General features: G+C 73.6%; 18 protein-coding genes. 9 read left to right on the top strand and 9 right to left on the bottom strand.

Features of this window, described 5'->3' with window-relative positions; translation table 11 throughout:
• Positions 1-219: 219 nt before the first annotated feature.
• Positions 220-861, top strand: a complete 642-nt coding sequence (locus OIB37_RS33055) for a helix-turn-helix transcriptional regulator (RefSeq protein ID WP_330462062.1) — start codon at positions 220-222, stop codon at positions 859-861.
• Positions 862-1,081: 220 nt separating this feature from the next.
• Here OIB37_RS33055 and OIB37_RS33050 read toward each other — a convergent pair whose 3' ends face one another.
• A complete protein-coding gene (locus OIB37_RS33050; protein WP_330461274.1) occupies positions 1,082-2,008 on the bottom strand; it encodes a DUF3626 domain-containing protein in 927 nt (308 codons plus the stop codon).
• A 121-nt stretch (positions 2,009-2,129) separates the two neighbouring features.
• Between OIB37_RS33050 and OIB37_RS33045 the strand changes: the two genes are divergently transcribed.
• The 3 genes from OIB37_RS33045 (at position 2,130) to OIB37_RS33035 (ending at position 5,546) form a co-directional block, all read left to right on the top strand.
• Positions 2,130-2,624 (top strand): FBP domain-containing protein, encoded by a 495-nt coding sequence (locus tag OIB37_RS33045; protein WP_330461273.1) that lies wholly within the window; start codon positions 2,130-2,132, stop codon positions 2,622-2,624.
• A 165-nt stretch (positions 2,625-2,789) separates the two neighbouring features.
• Positions 2,790-4,043, top strand: a complete 1,254-nt coding sequence (locus tag OIB37_RS33040) for an FUSC family protein (protein WP_330461272.1) — start codon at positions 2,790-2,792, stop codon at positions 4,041-4,043.
• 150 nt (positions 4,044-4,193) lie between these two features.
• A complete protein-coding gene (locus OIB37_RS33035) occupies positions 4,194-5,546 on the top strand; it encodes a lactonase family protein (RefSeq protein WP_330461271.1) in 1,353 nt (450 codons plus the stop codon).
• A gap of 134 nt (positions 5,547-5,680) precedes the next feature.
• Here the strand turns inward: OIB37_RS33035 and OIB37_RS33030 are convergent, their stop codons facing one another.
• Both OIB37_RS33030 and OIB37_RS33025 read right to left on the bottom strand, forming a co-directional pair.
• Complete coding sequence (locus tag OIB37_RS33030) at positions 5,681-6,406, bottom strand: DUF2470 domain-containing protein (protein ID WP_330462061.1); 726 nt, start codon at positions 6,404-6,406, stop codon at positions 5,681-5,683.
• Between the two features lie 127 nt (positions 6,407-6,533).
• Positions 6,534-7,139, bottom strand: coding sequence for a TetR/AcrR family transcriptional regulator (locus OIB37_RS33025; protein ID WP_330461270.1), 606 nt, complete (start codon positions 7,137-7,139; stop codon positions 6,534-6,536).
• Between the two features lie 119 nt (positions 7,140-7,258).
• Here OIB37_RS33025 and OIB37_RS33020 point away from each other — a divergent pair, with 119 nt between their 5' ends.
• Entirely contained in the window at positions 7,259-8,839 is a 1,581-nt protein-coding gene (locus OIB37_RS33020; protein ID WP_330461269.1) for a cytochrome P450, read from the top strand.
• On the opposite strand, the gene OIB37_RS33015 is transcribed toward OIB37_RS33020, so the two are convergent.
• The 3 genes from OIB37_RS33015 to OIB37_RS33005 form a co-directional block, all read right to left on the bottom strand.
• Entirely contained in the window at positions 8,801-9,721 is a 921-nt protein-coding gene (locus tag OIB37_RS33015) for a pentapeptide repeat-containing protein (protein ID WP_330461268.1), read from the bottom strand. The two genes, OIB37_RS33020 and OIB37_RS33015, sit on opposite strands and share 39 nt — an antisense overlap.
• 113 nt (positions 9,722-9,834) lie before the next feature.
• Entirely contained in the window at positions 9,835-10,725 is an 891-nt protein-coding gene (gene sigJ / locus OIB37_RS33010) for an RNA polymerase sigma factor SigJ (protein WP_330462060.1), read from the bottom strand.
• A 144-nt stretch (positions 10,726-10,869) separates the two neighbouring features.
• The gene (locus tag OIB37_RS33005; protein WP_330461267.1) at positions 10,870-12,171 is read right to left on the bottom strand and encodes an alpha/beta fold hydrolase; all 1,302 of its coding nucleotides are present in this window, start codon (positions 12,169-12,171) and stop codon (positions 10,870-10,872) included.
• Positions 12,172-12,427: 256 nt separating this feature from the next.
• Here OIB37_RS33005 and OIB37_RS33000 point away from each other — a divergent pair, with 256 nt between their 5' ends.
• From OIB37_RS33000 to OIB37_RS32985, 4 genes are all read left to right on the top strand, one after another.
• On the top strand, positions 12,428-13,183 hold the full coding sequence (locus tag OIB37_RS33000; protein WP_330461266.1) for a (Fe-S)-binding protein: 756 nt from the start codon (positions 12,428-12,430) through the stop codon (positions 13,181-13,183).
• Entirely contained in the window at positions 13,180-14,697 is a 1,518-nt protein-coding gene (locus OIB37_RS32995; RefSeq protein WP_330461265.1) for a LutB/LldF family L-lactate oxidation iron-sulfur protein, read from the top strand. Before OIB37_RS33000 ends, OIB37_RS32995 begins: the two co-directional genes overlap by 4 nt.
• The gene (locus OIB37_RS32990; protein WP_330461264.1) at positions 14,694-15,368 is read left to right on the top strand and encodes a LutC/YkgG family protein; all 675 of its coding nucleotides are present in this window, start codon (positions 14,694-14,696) and stop codon (positions 15,366-15,368) included. Before OIB37_RS32995 ends, OIB37_RS32990 begins: the two co-directional genes overlap by 4 nt.
• Before the next feature lie 78 nt (positions 15,369-15,446).
• Positions 15,447-16,601 (top strand): ABC transporter ATP-binding protein, encoded by a 1,155-nt coding sequence (locus OIB37_RS32985; protein WP_330461263.1) that lies wholly within the window; start codon positions 15,447-15,449, stop codon positions 16,599-16,601.
• A 28-nt stretch (positions 16,602-16,629) separates the two neighbouring features.
• Here the strand turns inward: OIB37_RS32985 and OIB37_RS32980 are convergent, their stop codons facing one another.
• Genes OIB37_RS32980 through OIB37_RS32970 form a run of 3 tightly spaced genes read right to left on the bottom strand, consistent with a single transcriptional unit; the run spans position 16,630 to position 18,943 of the window.
• A complete protein-coding gene (locus OIB37_RS32980) occupies positions 16,630-17,598 on the bottom strand; it encodes an ABC transporter substrate-binding protein (RefSeq protein WP_330461262.1) in 969 nt (322 codons plus the stop codon).
• On the bottom strand, positions 17,595-18,266 hold the full coding sequence (locus tag OIB37_RS32975; protein WP_330461261.1) for an ABC transporter permease: 672 nt from the start codon (positions 18,264-18,266) through the stop codon (positions 17,595-17,597). The genes OIB37_RS32980 and OIB37_RS32975 overlap by 4 nt, the downstream gene beginning before the upstream one ends.
• On the bottom strand, positions 18,263-18,943 hold the full coding sequence (locus OIB37_RS32970) for an ABC transporter permease (protein WP_330461260.1): 681 nt from the start codon (positions 18,941-18,943) through the stop codon (positions 18,263-18,265). Before OIB37_RS32970 ends, OIB37_RS32975 begins: the two co-directional genes overlap by 4 nt.
• Between the last annotated feature and the right edge of the window lie 80 nt (positions 18,944-19,023).

The raw sequence follows: 19,023 nt of genomic DNA, 5'->3' as shown, positions 1-19,023 counted from the left end.
AGGTACTGCGCACCAGGTTGGTCGACCGGCGGGGCGGGCCCTTGCCGTCGCACTACACGTTCACGCAGTGCGAATCCGGCCGGAGATCTTGCGCGATGCCACGGCCGCGTACTCGCCCGTGTCCCGCGAAGTTGCCGCTGACCTGGATCTTCGTCTTGGATGAGCCGGGATGAACGCGGAAGAGGGAGCGGCCCGGAACCCCGGGAGGCTCGGGTGAGGATGGAGCCGGCCAACGGCGTGGTGTGGCGCAACCGCGCCCTGTTGCTCTTCGACAGGGTGCCGATGCCGATCGCCCTCTGCGACGTGTACGGCTCGGTGGTGCTGGCCAATCTGACGATGGCGGCGGAGTTCGGTACGACGCCGGGACGGCTGCGGGAGCGGAATGTGCTGGACCTGTTCCGCCCGCAGGAGGCCGTCCAGGTGGAGCGGATCGCCGAGGCGCTGCGGATGCGGCGCCGCTCGCGCTACCAGGTCTCGGTGTCCTGGAGCCCGCCCGCCGGGCCCGACCGGTACGGGGAACTGACGGCGGACCCGGTGAGCGACACCGGCGGCGAGACGCCCGCGCTGCTGGTGATGCTGCACGTACGGGGCGAGTGTGCGGCCCCGCGCGAGCCGGAGCCCGCCGCGGTCACCGCGATCGAGGGCCGGGTCCTCGCCCTGCTGGCCGCCGGCGCCACGACCGACCGGGCCGCCCGCGAACTCGGCCTCAGTCGCGACGGCGTCACCTACCATCTGCGCCGTCTGTCGGCCCGCTGGGATGCCGGCAACCGCACGGAACTGGTCGCGCGCGCCTACGCGTTGGGCGTCCTCACCCCGGGCGTGTGGCCGCCGGAGCCCAGGACGGCCACAGAGGCGGAGTGACGGCCCCCGGCCCCTGCTCGGCCCCGCCCAGCCCGCCCCCGCCCCCGACCCCGGCACGCGGCGGGAGCTGACGGGACGGGGTGGGGTGGGGTGGGGCCGAGCGGCCGAGCGGCCGAGCCGCGGACGAGGACGTGCGCACCCTGCCCGTGCGGCCGGCGGCGGACGCCGCCGTACGCGGGTACGCCAGTACGCGGGTACCCACGTCCGCCGCGGGTGATCCTCACCGCCCCGGAGCCGTCGCTTCCGCCGTCGCGGCGTGGCCGCCGGATCGGGAGGGCGCCGGTGTGGAACGCGCCGTGCCCGCGCCCTCCGGGGCTCCGAAGCGGGCCAGGGTGTGCCAGACCATCTTCAGGTCCTGGAGGTCGTACCGTCCGGAGCGGGCCGCGTCGCCGATGACTCGCGGGGTGATCAGGCCGTGCTCGGCGATGCGCGCGGCGAGGTCGGCGTACCGCGGACCTCGGTAGTCGGCGTGGCGGCGGAGTCCGGGGACGGTGAGGCGGTAGCCGGGGTGCCAGTGGACGGGGAAGGGCAGGGCCCGGGCCGCCGTCTCCACGGGCGTGCCCCGGTAACTCGCGTCCAGCACGAGCGCCTCGACGTCCCGGGCGAGCACCACACCCCCGTGGACATGGCTCTCGACGTAGTCATCGAGCGCGTCCTGCTCGTCGGCCTCGGCGACCGCGATGAGGGGCATGGCCCCGGCCACGCCGAAGTCGGAGGGTTCGGCGGCACTGTCGGGATAGCAGAAGGTGGCCCGGTTCAGGACCGGGGCGGCCAGCCTGAGGTGCGAGAAGCCGAAGCGCGGGGCGGCGCCCACGACCTGCCGGCGGAAGTCGAGGGCGCCGTAGACCGGACGCTCCGCCGGGACCGCGTCGTCGTACGCACCGCCGAAGATCCGGCTCTCCCAGCGCCAGCGGTCTCCGCCCGGGTGGGCGGTGAGGCCTCCGTTGCTGGTGCCGGTGACGAACTGGGAGTGGTAGGCGCCGTCCCGGGCGAGCGCCCGCAGGATCGGTACTCCGGCGGACAGCCGGTCCGGGTGGAAGTTGAGGGTGATACGGACGCCGGGGTCCAGTGGCGGCCCGCTGGTCCGCGCCGCCACGTGTTCCAGTGCCCGGCACCCACGCGACGCCGGGGCATCCTCCAAAACCATTGGCCCACCCTCCCATGCCTAACTAAGCTCATGATTAACCTAGGACCCCTAGCTTGTGCCGTGCGTCCGCCTCCAGACGGCGGACTCACGGCAGCCGGGCCCCCTCCGAAAGGAATCCTCCATGAAGTCGCTCACCGAGCAGGACATCCGCGGCTCTTTCATCAACTGCTCCAAGGGCGAGGCCAAGCGGCTGGCCGTCCCGCGCGACCTCGACGAGCGCCCCTGGGAGGACCTCGACTTCCTCGGCTGGCGGGATCCGGGCGCGCCCGACCGCAGCTGTCTGCTCGTCGAGCGGGAGGGCCGGCTCGTCGGCGTGACCCTGCGCTTCCCGGCCTCGCGGCGCGGGTTCCTGCACCGCAGCATGTGCTCGGTGTGCCTGACGACCCACCCCGGGGGCGGCGTCTCCCTGATGACGGCACGCAAGGCGGGCACCGCGGGCCGCGAGGGCAACTCGGTCGGCGTCTACATGTGCACCGACCTGGCGTGCTCCCTGTACGTGCGCGGGAAGAAGCTCCCGGAGTCGGGCTCCCGCCTCGAGGAGAGCCTGACCCTGGACGAGCAGATCGCCCGCTCGACCGGCAATCTGATGGCCTTCATCGACAAGCTGTACGTCTGAGGGTCTGAGACACGCCACCGGCGGCCGCCTCCGCCGCAGCGGCCGGCCGCGACCGCAGGGCCGACGGCCGCCGCTGCTCGGCCCCTCACCTCAGCCGGGCAGGTACCGGTCCAGTGCTCGATCGGCCTCGTTCGACGGGAGCCCGGAACGGGAACAGGCCAAGGGATGCCTGACGTACAGAAGTGGACGGAGAGACTGCGGCGCCTGCTGGAGCGCAGCGGGGAGCCGGTGGTCGTACAGACGCTGCGGTCGGCCACCGCGGCGACGATCGCCTACGTCATCGCGCTGCGCCTCAGCCCGGAGCCGGCCCCGCTGACCGCGCCCCTCACCGCCCTGCTGGTCGTCCAGGTCACCTTCTACGCCACGCTCACGAACGGCGTCCGCAGGGTGGGCTCGGTGGTGGCCGGTGTGCTGGTCGCCATCGCCTTCAGTCTGCTGGTGGGGCTGACCTGGTGGAGCCTGGCACTGCTGATCGTGGCCGCTCTGACCGTGGGACATCTGGTCCGGGTCGACGAGTACGTGGCCGAGGTGGCGATCAGCGCCATGCTGGTGCTCGGCGTGACCACCGTGGGGTTCACCGCCTGGGCGCGGATCGTGGAGACGCTGATCGGCGCGATCGTGGGGATGGCCTGCAACCTGCTGCTGCCACCCCCGGTCTGGCTGGACGAGGCCGGCCAGTCCATCGAGGACCTGGCGCGCCGGCTGCGGCAGTTCATGCTGCGGATGGGTGAGGAGGCCGCCGACCGCGTTCCCTGGCAACTGGCGGCCGAACGGCTGCACGAGGCACGCCGGCTGGACCACGACATCGTCCAGGTGGACGCGGCGCTGCGGCAGGCCGAAGACAGTCTGCGGCTCAACCCGCGGGTCAAGGAGGGCCTGCTGCACCGGGTGGTGCTGCGCACCGGCCTGGACACGCTGGAGATCTGCACGGTCGTGCTGCGGGTGCTCGCCCGCACCTTCACGGACCTGGCGAAGGCCCGCGGGTCGGAGCAGCTGTTCCCGGCACGGGCCGGCGTCATCGTGGAGCAGCTGCTGTCCGAGATCGCCGACGCGGTGGTCAGTTTCGCGGTGCTGGTGACCACCCACCTGAGCGAGAACGCCGAGTCCGCCGAGGCCCGGCTCGCCGCCGAGCTGCACACCGCCGCGGGCACCCGCGACCGGCTGGCCGAGCTGCTCAGGGAGCAGGTCCGCGAGGACGGGGAGAACTGGCAGCTGCTGGGCGCGGTGCTGACCGAGGTGGACCGGATCATCGACGAACTCGACACCGAGCACCGCACCAGTCGTCTGCTGGAGGAGCTGGACCGGGTGTCCCGGGGGCAGCGCGCGAAGCTGCCCTGGCTGCAGCGGCTGCGCGAGCGCCTCGGCGTCCAGGACGAACTGTGGCGGGAGCGCACCAAATTCGACGAGGACTCATCGTGAGGCCGGACGGCCGTACGCGGGACGGCCGTACGCGGGACAGCCGTACGCGGGATTGCCGTACACGGGACGGCCGTACGCGGGACGGCGGGGCGTTGCGTTCCGTGCGACGCCGTCGGCCGTTTTTGCGTTTCGCACCGGGTCCACGCCAAGGTGGCTGTCACGACCGAGGCAACCGACGACCTGGGGTACGGCATGGACACGGACGCACGGCCGGACCGACCGACCGAGCCGGACCGGACGTCACAGGCGTCACGGGCATCACAGGCGTCACAGGGAGGCTGGACCCGGCGCCGGTTCGCCGGTGCCGTCGCGGGCGCGGCGGCCGTGCTGGCCGTCCCCGCGCCGGCGTCGCCGCCGGACGGCGAAGCACCCCCGGCAGGCAGCACGCCCCCGCCCGCGGACCGGCGGGCCACGGCCCGCACGCCCCGCGGGCCCGGCAGGCCCAGGCCGCTCCTCCTCGGCACCTACACCTCCGCCGAGGGCGGTGGCGCCGGTGTCGGACGGGCGTCGTACGACCCGGTGACGGGGCGGATCACCGGCTCGGGGACGCTCGCAAGGGTCCCCGACCCGTCGTACCTCGCGCGGCACCCGGACGGCCGCACCCTGTACGCGGTGGACGAACGCCAGGACGGTGAGGTCAGCGCCGTGCGCCTCGCGGACGGACGGGTCCTCGGGGCCCGGAGCACGGGCGGCGCGGCCCCCTGCCATCTGTCGGTGCACCCCGGGGGTCGCTGGCTGCTGAGCGCGAACTACCAGTCGGGCAGTGTCGCCGTGCACCCCATCGACACCTCGGGCGCACTCGGCGAGCGCGCCGACCTCGTCACTCACGCCACCCCCGCACCGGGCCCGGGTCAGCAAGGCCCGCACGCGCACCAGGTCCTCACCAGCCCCGACGGCGGTCACGTCCTCGCCGTCGACCTCGGCACCGACACCGTCTACACGTACCGCCTCGACACCTCCAAGGGCACGCTCACCGAGGTGGCCCGGGCGCACACGCGGCCCGGGGCGGGCCCGCGCCATCTGACCTTCCACCCGGGCGGCCGGTACGCCTACCTGGCCAACGAGGTGGACGACACGGTCGCGGTGTGCGCCTACGACACCCCCACGGGCCGCCTGACGATCGGCGACCCACAGCCCACGGGCTCGGGCACCGGTTCCGGATCGGGCACAGGTTCAGGCTCGGGTTCGGTCACCAACTACCCCGCGCAGTTCGTGGTGACGGCGGACGGCTCGTACGCCTTCCTGGCCAATCGCGGCCACAACAGCGTCGCGCGGTACGCCGTCGAGGCCGGCGGGGCGCGGCTGCGGCTCCTCGGCACGGTGCCGGTGGCCGGCGACTTCCCCCGGCAGATCGCCCTCTCCCCGGACGGCCGGCTGCTGTTCGCTGCCAACCAGCGCTCCAGCACGGTCAGCGTCTTCCACGTGCACCCCGGAACCGGTGAACTGCGCCTGGCCGGGGAGCCGTTCCCGGCCCCCGTCGCCGTCTGCGCGCTGCCGCTGTAGGACGCGGGGCGGCCGACGGCATCGGCCTGCGGTATCGGCCCGCGCTCTCAGGACTCGGCCGCCTCCGGCGAGTCGGGGTCCGCCGCGTGGGCGCCGGTGCCGCCGAACCGCGCCCGTCCGGCGCGCGGTTCGCCTCAGCCCTCGCCGTCGGCGCGCTGCCACTGCAGTGCGCGCGGGCAGGCCGCGACGCTCGCCTGGGTGAGCAGGGTGTGCATGCGTTCGGTGAGCTGCGTGACGGCGTCGGCGGGCGCGTGGAACGGCAGGCGTACGTCGCCGTGGGCGCGGGTGCGTTCGATGCGCAGGGTGAGGCCGTGGCGGTCCACGGCGAGGGGCACCACGCGGGTCGCGGCGTGCAGGCTCTCGGGCCGTACGAGCCGGGTGAGCCGCTCGACTGCGTCCGGGTGGGCGTCGGCGAGATGGGTCAGCAGGTGGGCCTCCGCGCCGGCGAGCGGGTCGGGCCGGGCGGCGGCGAACTCGTCGAGGCCGACGAGGACGGCCCCGGAGCTCTGCCACAGCACCACGCGCGTGGGCCGGAAGAGCAGCGGGCCTTCGGCCGGGGCGAACCAGCCGGCCAGCGACAGCCGGGCGCGGATGCGGTTGCGCACCGGGACCGGAGCCACGTCGGCGAACTCCAGCACGGCCGAGGGCTCCCCGCGCGGGGCACAGAGCGCGGCGGCATACAGGGTGCTGTCCTCGGGCACCTCCAGCAGTACCCCGCCGCCCTCGGTCACGGTGTGCGCGCCGACGTACTCCTCGCTCGCGCCGCCGGCGCTCACCCCGCACGACCAGGCGGCGGCGAGCACGGACCGTGCCCGTTCCGCCGCGCCGGGGCCGGCCGCCCAGTCCCGCGTGTCACCCATCCCGTCACCCATCCCGTACTCTCCTTAGGTAAGCCTTGCCTAACCTATCGAAGATCCGGGCGCACGCCAACCACACCCCGCCGATGGAAGGACTCGGACGACGGAAGGACTCAGGCGACGGAAGGACTCAGGCGATGACGCCCAGCAGCGCGCGGGCACACAGATCCCGGACCTGCTCCCGTGTCAGCTCACCGTCGCGCAGCCACTCCAGGCAGACGGCGGTGGTGAAGGCGAGCCAGCCGCGCACGGCCATCCGCACATGCGGGGCGGTGTCGAGGACGGGCCCGAACTCGGGGTCGGCCGCCAGTGCGGCGAGGATCTGCTGCTCCTGGGCGGCGAGGGCCCGCCGGTAGACGCGGCGCACCGCCTGGTCCCCGGCCGCGTCGGCACGGTGGAAGGCGCGGAAGCCGTGGGCGTGGGCCTGGACGTAGCCGAGGTAGGTGTCGAGGCCGGCGGTGAGCTGCTCGCGCACCGGGACGCCGGGCACGGCGGCCGTCATCCGCAGCATCCGCTCGCTCTCGCGCTCCACGACCGCCGCGAAGAAGTCCCGCTTGTTCGGGAAGTAGTGGTACAGCAGCCCGCGGGAGACCCCCGCGATCTCGGCGACCTGCTCGATCCACACCTCGTCGTACGGGCTCTCCGAGAACAGCCTCGCCCCGACCGTGAGCAGTTGCTCGCGCCGCTCCTGGGTGCTGAGTCTGCGCCGGGCGCGTTCCCCCTGGTTCGCGGGCATGCCGCCACTTTACTTGACGCCGATTCAGCGAGCGGACCAGACTGGGAGCGCTATTGAACTCACGTACAACACGTGCGCGCACAAGCACAACCGCCCGCTGGATCAAGGGAGATCGCGTCATGGCGGAGACGACGCAGACCGCACTGCCGAAGGGGTTCCGGAGCGCCGAGCAGGGATGGCCGGAGCTGCACCGCATCCCGCGTCCGGCACACCGGCTGCCGCTGCTCGGCGACGTGGTGGGCGTCGACCGGCGCACCCCCCTGCAGGACTCGATGCGCTTCGGGCGCGAGCTGGGCCCGATATTCCGGCGCCGGGCCTTCGGCAAGGAGTTCGTGTTCGTGTGGGGCGCGCGGCTCGCCGCCGACCTCGCGGACGAGTCCCGGTTCGCCAAGCACGTGGGCCTCGGGGTCGCCAACCTGCGGCCGGTCGTCGGGGACGGGCTGTTCACGGCGTACAACCACGAGCCCAACTGGCAGCTCGCGCACGACGTCCTCGCGCCCGGGTTCAGCCGGGACGCCATGCAGACCTACCACGGCATGATGCTGGAGGCCGCCGGGAGGCTGACCGACCACTGGGACGGCGAACTGACCGCCGGGCGCACGGTGGACGTGCCCGGGGACATGACGAAGCTGACCCTGGAGACGATCGCGCGCACCGGGTTCGGGCACGACTTCGGCTCCTTCGAGCGCGACCGCCCGCATCCCTTCGTGACGGCGATGGTGGGCACCCTCACCCACGCACAGCGCCGCAACAGCGTGCCCGCGCCGCTGGCCCCGTTGCTGCTGCGCGGGGCGGCCCGGCGCAACGAGGCGGACATCGCCTACCTCAACCGCACGGTCGACGACCTCGTGGCCGCACGGCAGGGCGCCGACGCCGGCGGCGGCACCGGGGACCTGCTGGACCGCATGCTGGCGACGGCCCACCCCGAGACCGGGGAGCGGCTGTCGGCGGAGAACGTCCGCAAGCAGGTGATCACCTTCCTGGTGGCCGGCCACGAGACCACCTCGGGCGCGCTCTCCTTCGCCCTCCACTACCTCGCCCGGCACCCGGAGGTCGCCGCGCGTGCCCGCGCCGAGGTGGACCGCGTCTGGGGCGACACCCCGGATCCGGGATACGACCAGGTCGCCAGGCTGCGCTACCTGCGCCGGGTGCTGGACGAGTCGCTGCGGCTGTGGCCGACCGCGCCCGCCTACGCCCGGGAAGCCCGGCAGGACACGGTGCTGGCCGGGGAGCATCCGATGCGCCGGGGCGCGTGGGCGCTGGTGCTGCTGCCGTTGCTGCACCGCGATCCGGACGTGTGGGGCGAGGACGCCGAGCGCTTCGACCCGGACCGGTTCGACGCCAAGGCCGTACGGGGCCGGGCTCCGCACACCTTCAAGCCGTTCGGCACCGGCGCCCGGGCATGCATCGGCCGCCAGTTCGCGCTGCACGAGGCGACCCTCGTGCTCGGGCTGCTGCTGCGCCGCTACGAGCTGCGGCCCGACCCCGGCTACCGGCTCCGGGTCACCGAGCGTCTGACGGTGATGCCGGAGGGGCTGCGGCTGGGTCTGGAACGGCGACCCGCGCCCGCGCCCACCATGCCCTCGTCCGCGCCGTCGCCCACGGCGCCGGTGACGACGCCGGTGGCCGTGGCGGACGACTGCTCGGGGCGAGGCTCCGGGTCAGCCGCGCGCTGTCCAGTGCGCGGGGCGGGTGAGTGACCCGGGGAGCCGCGTTCCGGCGCTGCCACGGGCCGCGTTGAGCTGCGGCTGGGTGAGGAAGAGGGCGCCGGTGAGGTCCGCGTCCGTCAGGTCGGTGTCGCGCAGATCGGCACCGATCATGTCCGCGTCGCGCAGGTCGGCCCCGGTGAGGTCGGCGGCGATGAGGCAGGCACCGCGCAGGGTGGCCCCGCGCAGATCGGCGCCCCTGAGCCGGGCGCCGATCAGGTCCGCGCCCCGCCGGTCCTTGCTCTTGCCCTTGCCCTTCCCCTTGGCCTTCCCGTTTCCCTTGCCGCTGCCGTTGCCCTTGCCCTTGCCCTTGTCCTTGTCCTTGCCGCCACTGGCGTCGGCTGCCGCGGCGCGGACCAGTTCGCTGGTGCGCAGCAGCAGCACGTTGACCTCCTGCCGGTGGGCGGCCACGTCCAGCGCGGCCAGTTCCTCGGGGGTCCCGAGGGTGAGCCGCTCGGTCTTCTCCAGCGCCGCGCGCAGACCGGGGTGGACGGGCCGGGCGGCGTCGAGTCCGAGGGCCTCGGTCAAATACCAGAGCAGTTCGTGGAGTTGGCGGACGACCGGGAACACGTCGAACATCCGGCGGGCGTCTTCACCGAAACCCGTACGCCAGTCCTGCCCGCCGAAGGTGACCCGCGAGACCTTCTGCCCCGCGCCGAAGCAGTCGTAGACCGTGCAGCCGGTGAAGCCCTTCGCGCGCAGTTCGGTGTGGATGCCGCAGCGATGGTCGCCGAGGAGGTTCCGGCAGGGCTTGCCGGCGGGCTTGTCGGCGGCGAAGTCGGCGGAGGCCGCGAAGGGCAGGGCGACGCAACACAGTCCGAAGCACTGTGCGCAGTCGCCCCGCAACGCGGAGCCCTCGGTGGTCTGTTCCAGCATGCCCTCACCCTACTGACCAGGTGAGCTGGCCGGCACGACGAGGTCCGCCGGGCCGGAGCGCGGGCAGCGACCCGCGCGCTCACCCCTCCGCCACGTTCACTCCTCCGCCACGCTCACCCCTGCGTCGCGGCCGGACCGAGGCGGGCGAGCCGGTCGGGGTCGGCGAGGATGTACATGCTGGTGATCCTGCCGTCGGCGACCGTGAGCGCGGCGACCGCGAACGGCTTGCCCTCGACGACGGTGACCACGCCGACCGAGCCGTTGACCAGCGCGATCCGGGCGAACCCGGCGAACTCCGAGAACAGCGAGGCCTGTTCGGCCACCGCCCGCGCCCCGCGTACGGACTTGGAGGCGGCCGCTCCCCGCACCAGCGAGCCCGCGTCGGCGCGCAGCTCCACGTCCGGGTGGAGCAGGGCGAGCAGCGCCTCGAAGTCACCTGCGCGGGAGGCCGCCAGAAAAGCGCCGACGACCTGGCGCTGCCGGCCGAGGTCGGGGTCGGCCGCCGGGGCGGCGCCCCGCACCCGGCGGCGGGCCCGGCTGGCGAGTTGGCGGGTCGCGGCGGAGGTGCGTTCCAGGATCGCGGCGATGTCGTCGAACGGCACGGCGAACATGTCGTGCAGGACGAACGCCAGCCGCTCCGGGGGCTCCAGCGTCTCCAGGACGACCAGGAGGGCGAGTCCCACCGAGTCGGCCTCCAGGGCCTCCTGCTCCGGGTCCGTCGCCCGCAGCGGGCGGACGAGCGGGTCCGGGACGAACGTCTCGTCCATCGGCTCCTCGCGGCGCGTGCCGCGCGAGCGGAGCATGTCCAGGCAGACCCGTCCGACGACGGTGGTGAGCCAGCCGCCGAGGTTCCTGATCTCCTCCGCGTCGCCGCGGCCGAGCCGCAGCCACGCCTCCTGCACCGCGTCCTCCGCCTCGGCGAGCGAGCCGAGCATCCGGTAGGCCACGGCGCGCAGATGGCCGCGGTGCTCCTCGAAGCGCTCGGCGAGTTCGGTGCCGTTCATGGTGCTCCCCCGTTCGACCATGGCGGCAGACTACGCCCCGCGCCCCACCGCGACTCCGGTCCCAGGGCGCCCTGTCGCGCCCCGCGGCAACTCCCGTCGCCGGCCGGACTCGTGGTGATCGCGCCGCCGCTCGCGCCGGGTGGTTCACACCTCGTCGCGGGCCAGGGCGAGGAGCCGGTCGAGGACGCGGGGTGCCCCGGTGCGCAGGCCGTCGTGCTCGAACTCGTCGGTCACCCAGGTGCGCAGGCCGCGGATGGCGCGGGCGGTCTGCAGGGAGTGGGCGGTGTCGACGTACATGTCGTCGTGGTAGACGGCCGCGGCGACCGGTACCTCGTTGGCGGCGAGGCGCGCGGGGTCGTACAGGGGGCGCCAGTCGGTGCGGGCGGCGAGCAGGCCGGCGGTCTCGCGCAGGGGGCGCAGCGCCGGATCGTTGTCGAACATCCAGGGGTGGACGGTCTCGCCGGTGAACAGCACAGGGGCGTCACCCGCGACCGCCTTGGCCGCGTCGAACTGCGGGAACTCGGCGCGCACCCGCTCGGCGGCCCAGTCGGTGGGACGGCCGTCCTGGCCGTAGATCGTCTCGTGGACGAGGGCGTAGAGGGGGTGGCCGGCGTACGACAGGAGACCCTGGACCTCCTCCTGGAAGGCGTCGGACAGTTCCGGGCCGCCGGGGGTGCGGACGAAGGCGTGCTCCAGCAGGTAGTGCAGGCGGTGGCTGCCGTCGCTCGTGCCCAGCATCAGTCCGAGGGACTGGAAGGCCTCCACGGTGAGGCGGTAGCCGTTCGGCAGGACGACGTCGTGGGTGAGCAGGTGGTCGGCGACACGGCGGGCTCGCTCGACGTCCTGCGGGTAGCGGGCGTAGTGCGCGGCGACCTTGCGCTCGACGCGCGGGTAGGCGGCCCGGTAGACGTCGTCGGCGTGGGCGTGCAGGGAGGGCAGGCCGCCGGTGACGAGCACGGTGTCGAGGCCCTCGGGGGCCAGGGAGAGGTACGACACCGCGCAGAACCCGCCGAAGCTCTGGCCGAGCACCGTCCAGGGGGCGCCGCCGGTCAGCCCCGGGCGGATGGCCTCGCAGTCCCGGACGATCGAGTCGGCGCGGAAGTGGCCGAGGTAGTCGGCCTGTTCGGCCGGGCCGCCGCGCAGGGGCAGTGTCTGCCGGGTGGCGGGGGTGGAGCGGCCGGTGCCGCGCTGGTCGAGGAGGAGGACCCGGTAGTCCTTCAGGGCGCGGTCGAGCCACGACTGCCGCCCGACGAAACGATTCGCCCCGAAGCCGGGACCGCCCTGGAGGTAGACCAGCCAGGGCAGTTCCTGTCCCGCCCTGTCACTCGCCACGGCCTCACGTGCGTACAGCTCGATGGTCTCGCCGCCCGGGTCGGCATGGTCGAGGGGCACCGTGAAGTGGCGGTCGGTGAGGACGACGCCGGGCTGGCGGTAACTGAGGCTCAACGGGGCTCCTGGGACGGGTGGGACAGGCGAGGGACGGACGCGTCCCAGTTCAGCACACGTGCCGCCGCGGCCGGGCCTCCGGGAGCGCAGCCCCGTCCGCGTGCTCCGCCGACAGGTCCGGGCCGGCCAGGACGTCCCGCGGCACGCGGTCTCGTGATCCCCGGGGCCCGCCCACTACCCTGCACTCGTCCGAAGACCGACGCCGACGACCGACCACTGCCGACCGCCGACCGCCGACCGACGCCGAGGAGCCGCGATGCGCGTCGCCCTGTTCCTGACCTGTGTCAACGACACGCTCTATCCGGACACCGGCCGCGCCGTGGTGAGACTGCTGACCAGACTGGGCGTCGACGTCGACTTCCCGATGGCCCAGACGTGCTGCGGGCAGGCGCACTACAACACCGGCTACCGGCACCGCACGGAGCCGCTGGCCCGGCGTTTCTCCGATGTCTTCGGGGCCTACGACGCGATCGTGACCCCGTCCGGTTCCTGCGCGGCGATGGTGCGGGAGGGCTACCCACGCATGGGTGAGCGGGCGCGGGCCGAGGGACGCGGGGACGCGCTCTCGGCCGTCCTCGCACCGGTGGTGCCGCGGACGTACGAGCTGACGGAGTTCCTGGTCGACGTGCTCGGGGTGACGGACGTCGGGGCGTACTACCCGCACCGGGTGACGTACCACCCGACCTGTCACGGGCTGCGCGCCCTCGGGCTCGGCGACCGGCCGCGGCGGCTGCTCGATGCCGTGAAGGGACTGGAGCTGGCGGAACTGCCGGGTGCCGAGGAGTGCTGCGGTTTCGGCGGGACCTTCGCCGTGAAGAATCCCGACGTCTCGGCGGCGATGGGCGCGGACAAGGTGCGCAACGCAGAGTCGACGGGCGCGGAGGTGCTGTGCGCGGCCGACAACTCGTGTCTGACGCACCTCGGCGGCACGATGACCCGGCTGCGCACCGGCATGCGCCCGGTGCACATCGCGGAGATCCTGGCGAGCACGGAGGAGGAGCCGGCCCTATGAGCGGGACGTACCTGGGCATGCCCGCCTTCCCGGAGGCCGCACGCGACGCCGTGCACGACCGGACCCTGCGCGGCAATCTGCGGCACGCCACGCACACCATCCGCGCCAAGCGGGCGAAGGCGGTCGCGGAGGTGTCCGACTGGGCGGAGCTGCGGGAGGCGGGCCGCCGGATCAAGGACCACACGCTGCTCCATCTCGACCGTTATCTGGAGCAGTTGGAGGAGTCGGTCACCGCGGCCGGCGGTACGGTCCACTGGGCGGCGGACGCGGACGAGGCCAACCGGATCGTGACCCGACTGGTCGAGGAGACCGGCGAGTCGGAGGTCGTCAAGGTCAAGTCGATGGCCACGCAGGAGATCGGGCTCAACGAGGCCCTGCTCGAAGCGGGCATCCGGGCCTACGAGACCGATCTCGCCGAGCTGATCGTGCAGTTGGGCAAGGACCGCCCCTCACACATCCTCGTCCCGGCCATCCACCGCAACCGGGGCGAGATCCGGGACATCTTCCGCGCCGAGATGGGCGCCTGGGGCCGCCCGGCCCCGGCGGACCTGACCGACACCCCCGCCGAACTGGCCGAGGCGGCCCGGCTGCACCTGCGGGAGAAGTTCCTGCGGGCCAAGGTGGGCATCTCCGGCGCCAACTTCATGGTCGCGGAGACGGGCACCCTGGTGGTCGTCGAGTCCGAGGGCAACGGCCGGATGTGCCTGACCCTGCCGGAGACGCTGATCTCGGTGGTCGGCATCGAGAAGACCGTGCCCACCTGGCGGGACCTGGAGGTCTTCCTCCAGACGCTCCCCCGCTCCTCCACGGCCGAGCGCATGAACCCGTACACGAGCATGTGGACGGGCACCACGGACGAGGACGGCCCCCGCGCCTTCCACCTCGTCCTGCTGGACAACGGCCGCACCGACACGCTCGCCGACGAGGTCGGACGGCAGGCACTGCGCTGCATCCGCTGCTCGGCCTGCCTGAACGTGTGCCCGGTGTACGAGCGCGCGGGCGGCCACGCCTACGGATCGGTCTATCCCGGTCCGATCGGCGCCATCCTCAGCCCCCAACTGCGGGGCACCGCGAGCGAGATCGACGCCTCCCTGCCGTACGCGTCCTCGCTGTGCGGGGCCTGTTACGAGGTGTGCCCGGTCGCCATCGACATCCCCGAGGTGCTGGTGCACCTGCGGGAGCGGGTGGTGGAGGGGGGTCCGGTGGTCCGCAACGGCAACAAGGTGGTCCTGAAGCCGGCCAGGGGGCACGCGGCCGAGCGTGCGGCCATGCGCGCGGCAGGCTGGGCGTTCACCCGTCCCGGTGTGCTCCGCGCCGGACAGCGGCTCGCCTCCCGCACCCGCCGCCTGCATCCACGCACCCTGCCGGGCCCCGGCCGGGCCTGGAGCGCGAGCCGGGACCTGCCGGCCGTACCGGCGGAGCCGTTCCGGGACTGGTGGCTGCGGACGCGCGGCGGCAAGAACACCCCCGGACCGGACGCGGCCGGGAGCACGGGAGAGGACGGCCTCAAGTGAGCAGCCGGGACAGGATCCTGGGCCGGGTACGGCGCGCGCTGGCGGACGTCCCCCGGGACGACACTCCCCCAGTGCCTGAACGGCCTGGGCGGTACCCCCAGTACGAGCAGGCGTTTCCCCGCCCCTATCTGCGCGAACACGGCGCGCGGGACGTCGAACGGACGGTCGAGCTGCTGGCCGAGAACCTCGCGGACTACCGGGCCGTCGTGCACCGCGCCGACGAGGAGGGGCTGCCGATGCTCCTCGCACGGCTGCTGGCGGAGCGCGGCGCGCGGACCGTACTGGTACCGGCCGGGCTGCCGCCGTGGTGGCTGTCCGCCGCCGACGCCACGCACGTCCCCGACCGTGCCGCGAGCACCCCCCACGAACTGGACGCCGTGGACAGCGTGGTCACCGGCTGCGCGGTCGCGGTCGCCGAGACCGGCACCCTCGTCCTCGACGGCGGCCCCGGTCAGGGCCGGCGCCGGATCACGCTCGTCCCCGACCACCACATCTGCGTCGTCCACGTCCCCGGCCAGGTCGTGGCCTCCGTCCCGCAGGCCCTCGAACGCCTCTCCCCCACCCGCCCGTTGACCTGGATCTCCGGCCCCTCGGCCACCAGCGACATCGAGCTGGACCGGGTGGAGGGCGTGCACGGGCCGCGCACGCTGGAGGTCGTCCTGCTGCGCTGACCGGGGCGGCCCGGCGCGCCTCATCCCTTCGGTCGGCGGGGCCGGGCGGGCCGCCGGGACCCCGGCTAGCGTGAGGGGATGATCCGGTTCGATCAGGTCACCAAGCGGTACCCGGACGGTACGACGGCCGTGGACGGCCTCTCCTTCGAGGTGTCCGAGGGCGAACTCGTCACCCTGGTCGGCCCCTCCGGCTGCGGCAAGACGACGACCATGATGATGGTGAACCGGCTCATCGAACCCAGCTCCGGCCGGATCTTCGTGGACGGCGAGGACGTCGCGGACGTCGACCCGGTGCGGCTGCGCCGCCGTATCGGCTACGTCATCCAGCAGGTGGGCCTCTTCCCGCACCGCACGGTCCTGGACAACACGGCGACCGTGCCCGCGCTGCTGGGCTGGAAGCGGGCGAAGGCCCGGGCGCGGGCGGCCGAGCTGCTCGATCTGGTGGGGCTCGACCCGAAGACGTACGGGCCGCGCTACCCGGAACAGCTCTCCGGCGGCCAGCGGCAGCGGGTGGGTGTGGCGCGGGCGCTCGCCGCCGACCCGCCGGTCCTGCTGATGGACGAGCCGTTCGGCGCGGTCGACCCGGTGGTGCGCGAGCAGTTGCAGGACGAGTTCCTGCGGATGCAGGAGGCGGTGCGCAAGACCGTGCTGCTGGTCACGCACGACATCGAGGAGGCCGTCCGGCTCGGCGACCGCATCGCGGTGTACGGGCAGGGCCGGATCGAGCAGTTCGACACGCCCGGGGCGGTGCTGGGCACGCCCGCGACGCCGTACGTCGCGTCGTTCGTGGGCGCGGACCGGGGCCTGAAGCGGCTGTCGGTCACCACCATCGAGCCGGACGACCTGGAACAGCCGCCGGTGGCCCGCCTGGACGAGCCCGCCGAGCGGGCCGCGGCGCGGCTGCGGGCCGAGGGCGCGCGGTGGGCGGTCGTCCTCGACACGCACGGCGATCTGCACGGCTGGGTGGGCATCGACGAGCTGGCGGCGGGCGGCGCGGTCGCCGGCCTCGCCCACCGGATGACCGCGTGGGTACCGGTGGGAACCCCGCTGAAGCAGGCGTTCGGGGTGATGCTGCAGTACGACGCCGGGTGGGTCGCGGTGCTGGACGGGTCCCGGTTCGTGGGGGTGCTGACCCCGGCGAAACTGCACGAGGCGCTGCGCCGTTCGGTGGACGCGGACGCGCTGGGCGTCGCCCGGGGGCAGGTGCCGTTCGACTCGGTGGCGGACGCGTGACACTGCCGACGCCCGGGGCTGTCCGGAGCTATTCGGCGCCCGGGGCCGCCCTGGGCTGTTTCAGCAGGCCCTTGTCCTTCAGGTAGTTCCGCGCGACGTCGGCGGGCAGCCGGCGCCAGCTGTCGACCTGCCGGTTCATGTCCGCCAGGTCGGCTGTCGTCAGGACGTCGTTGAGCCTGCCCAGTGCCTTCGCGACGCGTGCGCTGCCCGCGCGGGAACGGTTGACGACCGGGACGACGTAGTCGGCGTTCTGCAGATGCTTGTCGTCGGCGAGCAGGACCAGCCCGAACGCGTCCAGGGTGGCGTCCGTGGACGTGGTCAGCACCATCTGGTCCCGGCCTTCCCGCACGGCCCGCTTGGCCGGTGTCGTGCCGACGCCCTTGGGGTCGACGCCCGTGACGTCGATGCCGTACACCTTCCTCAGACCCGGAGCGCAGTACGGCCGCTGCACGCACTCGTCCCCCGCGGCCAGCCGCACCTTCAGCCCGGAGGCGCCGAGGTCGCTGAGGGTCCTGAGGTGGTGGCGGCGTGCGTAGGAGGCGCTGACGGCGAAGGCGTTCTGGTCCACGGCCCGGCCGGGCGGCAGGACCACGAGCCCGCGGGGCGCCGCGAGTCCGCGCAGGGCCTTCATGGTGGCGTCGAGGTCGGGTGAGCCGGCCGGGGGTGCGTCGGCGCCGTGCGTCTTGGCGTTCAGCCAGTCGGCGAAGGTGGCCGCGTACTCGGGTACGACGTCGATCTGGCCGGATTCCAGGGCCGGTTCGTACAGTTCCCGGTTGGCGACCGTGAGGACGGAGGTCTTGTATCCGGCCTGGTTCAGCAGTCGCGCGTACAACTGGGCGAGCAGGTCGCTCTCGGTGAAGCCCGCGGAGCCGATGGTGAGGTGGTGGCTGTCGCCGGGCGGTGCGGTGACCGCGCCCCGGTTCTCCAGGGAGGGTCCGCCGGTGCAGGCGGTCAGGGCGACGAGCGTGGCCGCCGCGGCGGCCGTACGGCCTCTCATCGGCCGGCCCTCACCCACGTCGGCGCCAGGCGTTCGGCGATCTCGAAGACGGCCTCGACGACGAGGGCGAACGCGGCGACGAGGAGGGCACCCGCGACCACCTGGGGTGTGCTGGCGAGGTTGAAGCCGGCCGTGATGATCCGGCCGAGGCCGCCGCCGCCCGCGAGGGCCGCGATGGTGGCGGTGGCCACGAGCTGGACGGCGGCGATCCGTACCCCGTTGAGGACCATCGGGGACGCGAGGGGAAGCTCCACGCGCAGCAGCATCTGCCGCCCGGTCATCCCCATCCCCCGGGCCGCCCGTACGACACTCCGGTCCACCTCGCGCATGCCGACGTAGGCGTTGGTGAGCAGCGGCGGCACGGCGAACAGCACCAGGGCGACTACCGTGGGTCCCTCGCCCCACTTCCCGACCGGGGTCAGCAGGAGCAGGACCAGCACCGCGAAGGTGGGCACGGCGCGGCCGACGTTGGAGATGTTGACCGCGAGCGCGCCGCCCTTGCCGAGATGCCCGAGGACCAGGGCGATCGGCAGCGCGATCAGGCAGCTGACGGCCAGGCAGACGACGGTCAGCACGAGGTGCTGGAGCAGCCGGTTCCCGATGCCGTCGGCGCCCGACCAGTGCGCGGGGTCGGTGAGCCAGTCCCAGGTGGCGGTCGGCAGGCTCATGCGCGGGCCGCTCGGGCCCAGGGGGTGAGCAGCCGCTGCACGCCCAGCAGGAACAGGTCGGCGGCGACGGCGATGAGCACGCACAGCACGGACGCGGTGAGCACCTGGGCCTTGAAGTAGGTGTTCATGCCGGCGTAGATCAGGTTTCCCAGGCCGCCGAAGCCGACGATCGCGCCGACGGTCACCAGGGAGACGGCCGAGACGGTGGCGATGCGCAGCCCGGCCATGGCGGCGGGCAGGGCGAGGGGCAGTTCGACGGTGAGCAGCAGCCGGACCGGGCCGTAGCCGACGCCGCGCGCTGCCTGCCGGGTCTCCTGCGGGACCGCGCGGAGCCCGGCCAGGATGTTGCGTACGAGCAGCGTGAGCGAGTAGAGCACCAGCCCGGCGACGACGAGGGTCGCGGAGAGGCCGTAGACGGGCAGGAGCAGGGAGAACATCGCCAGGGAGGGGATGGTGTAGAGGATCGTCGTGACCCCGAGCACGGGTCCGGCCGCCCAGCCCCAGCGGCGTGCCAGCACCGCCAGCGGCAGGGCGACGGCAAGCCCGATCAGGACCGACACCGCCGTCAGCTGGAGGTGCTGGACGACCGCGTCCAGCAGGATGTGGCAGCGGGTGCTGAGATAGGCGCCGCAGATCCACTCGTTGCGCGCGAGGCAGTCGTCCGGGGGCGCGGTCACGAGTCCATTGCAGCGGGGGCGGGCGGGGGCGGCGTGCTGGGGTGAGCCGTCCGGGGGAGGCGGGGGCGCGTGGCGAGGCG

It is taken from the genome of Streptomyces sp. NBC_00820, from assembly GCF_036347055.1.
Lineage (GTDB): Bacteria > Actinomycetota > Actinomycetes > Streptomycetales > Streptomycetaceae > Streptomyces.
This window is presented reverse-complemented; position numbering and strand designations above follow the sequence as displayed.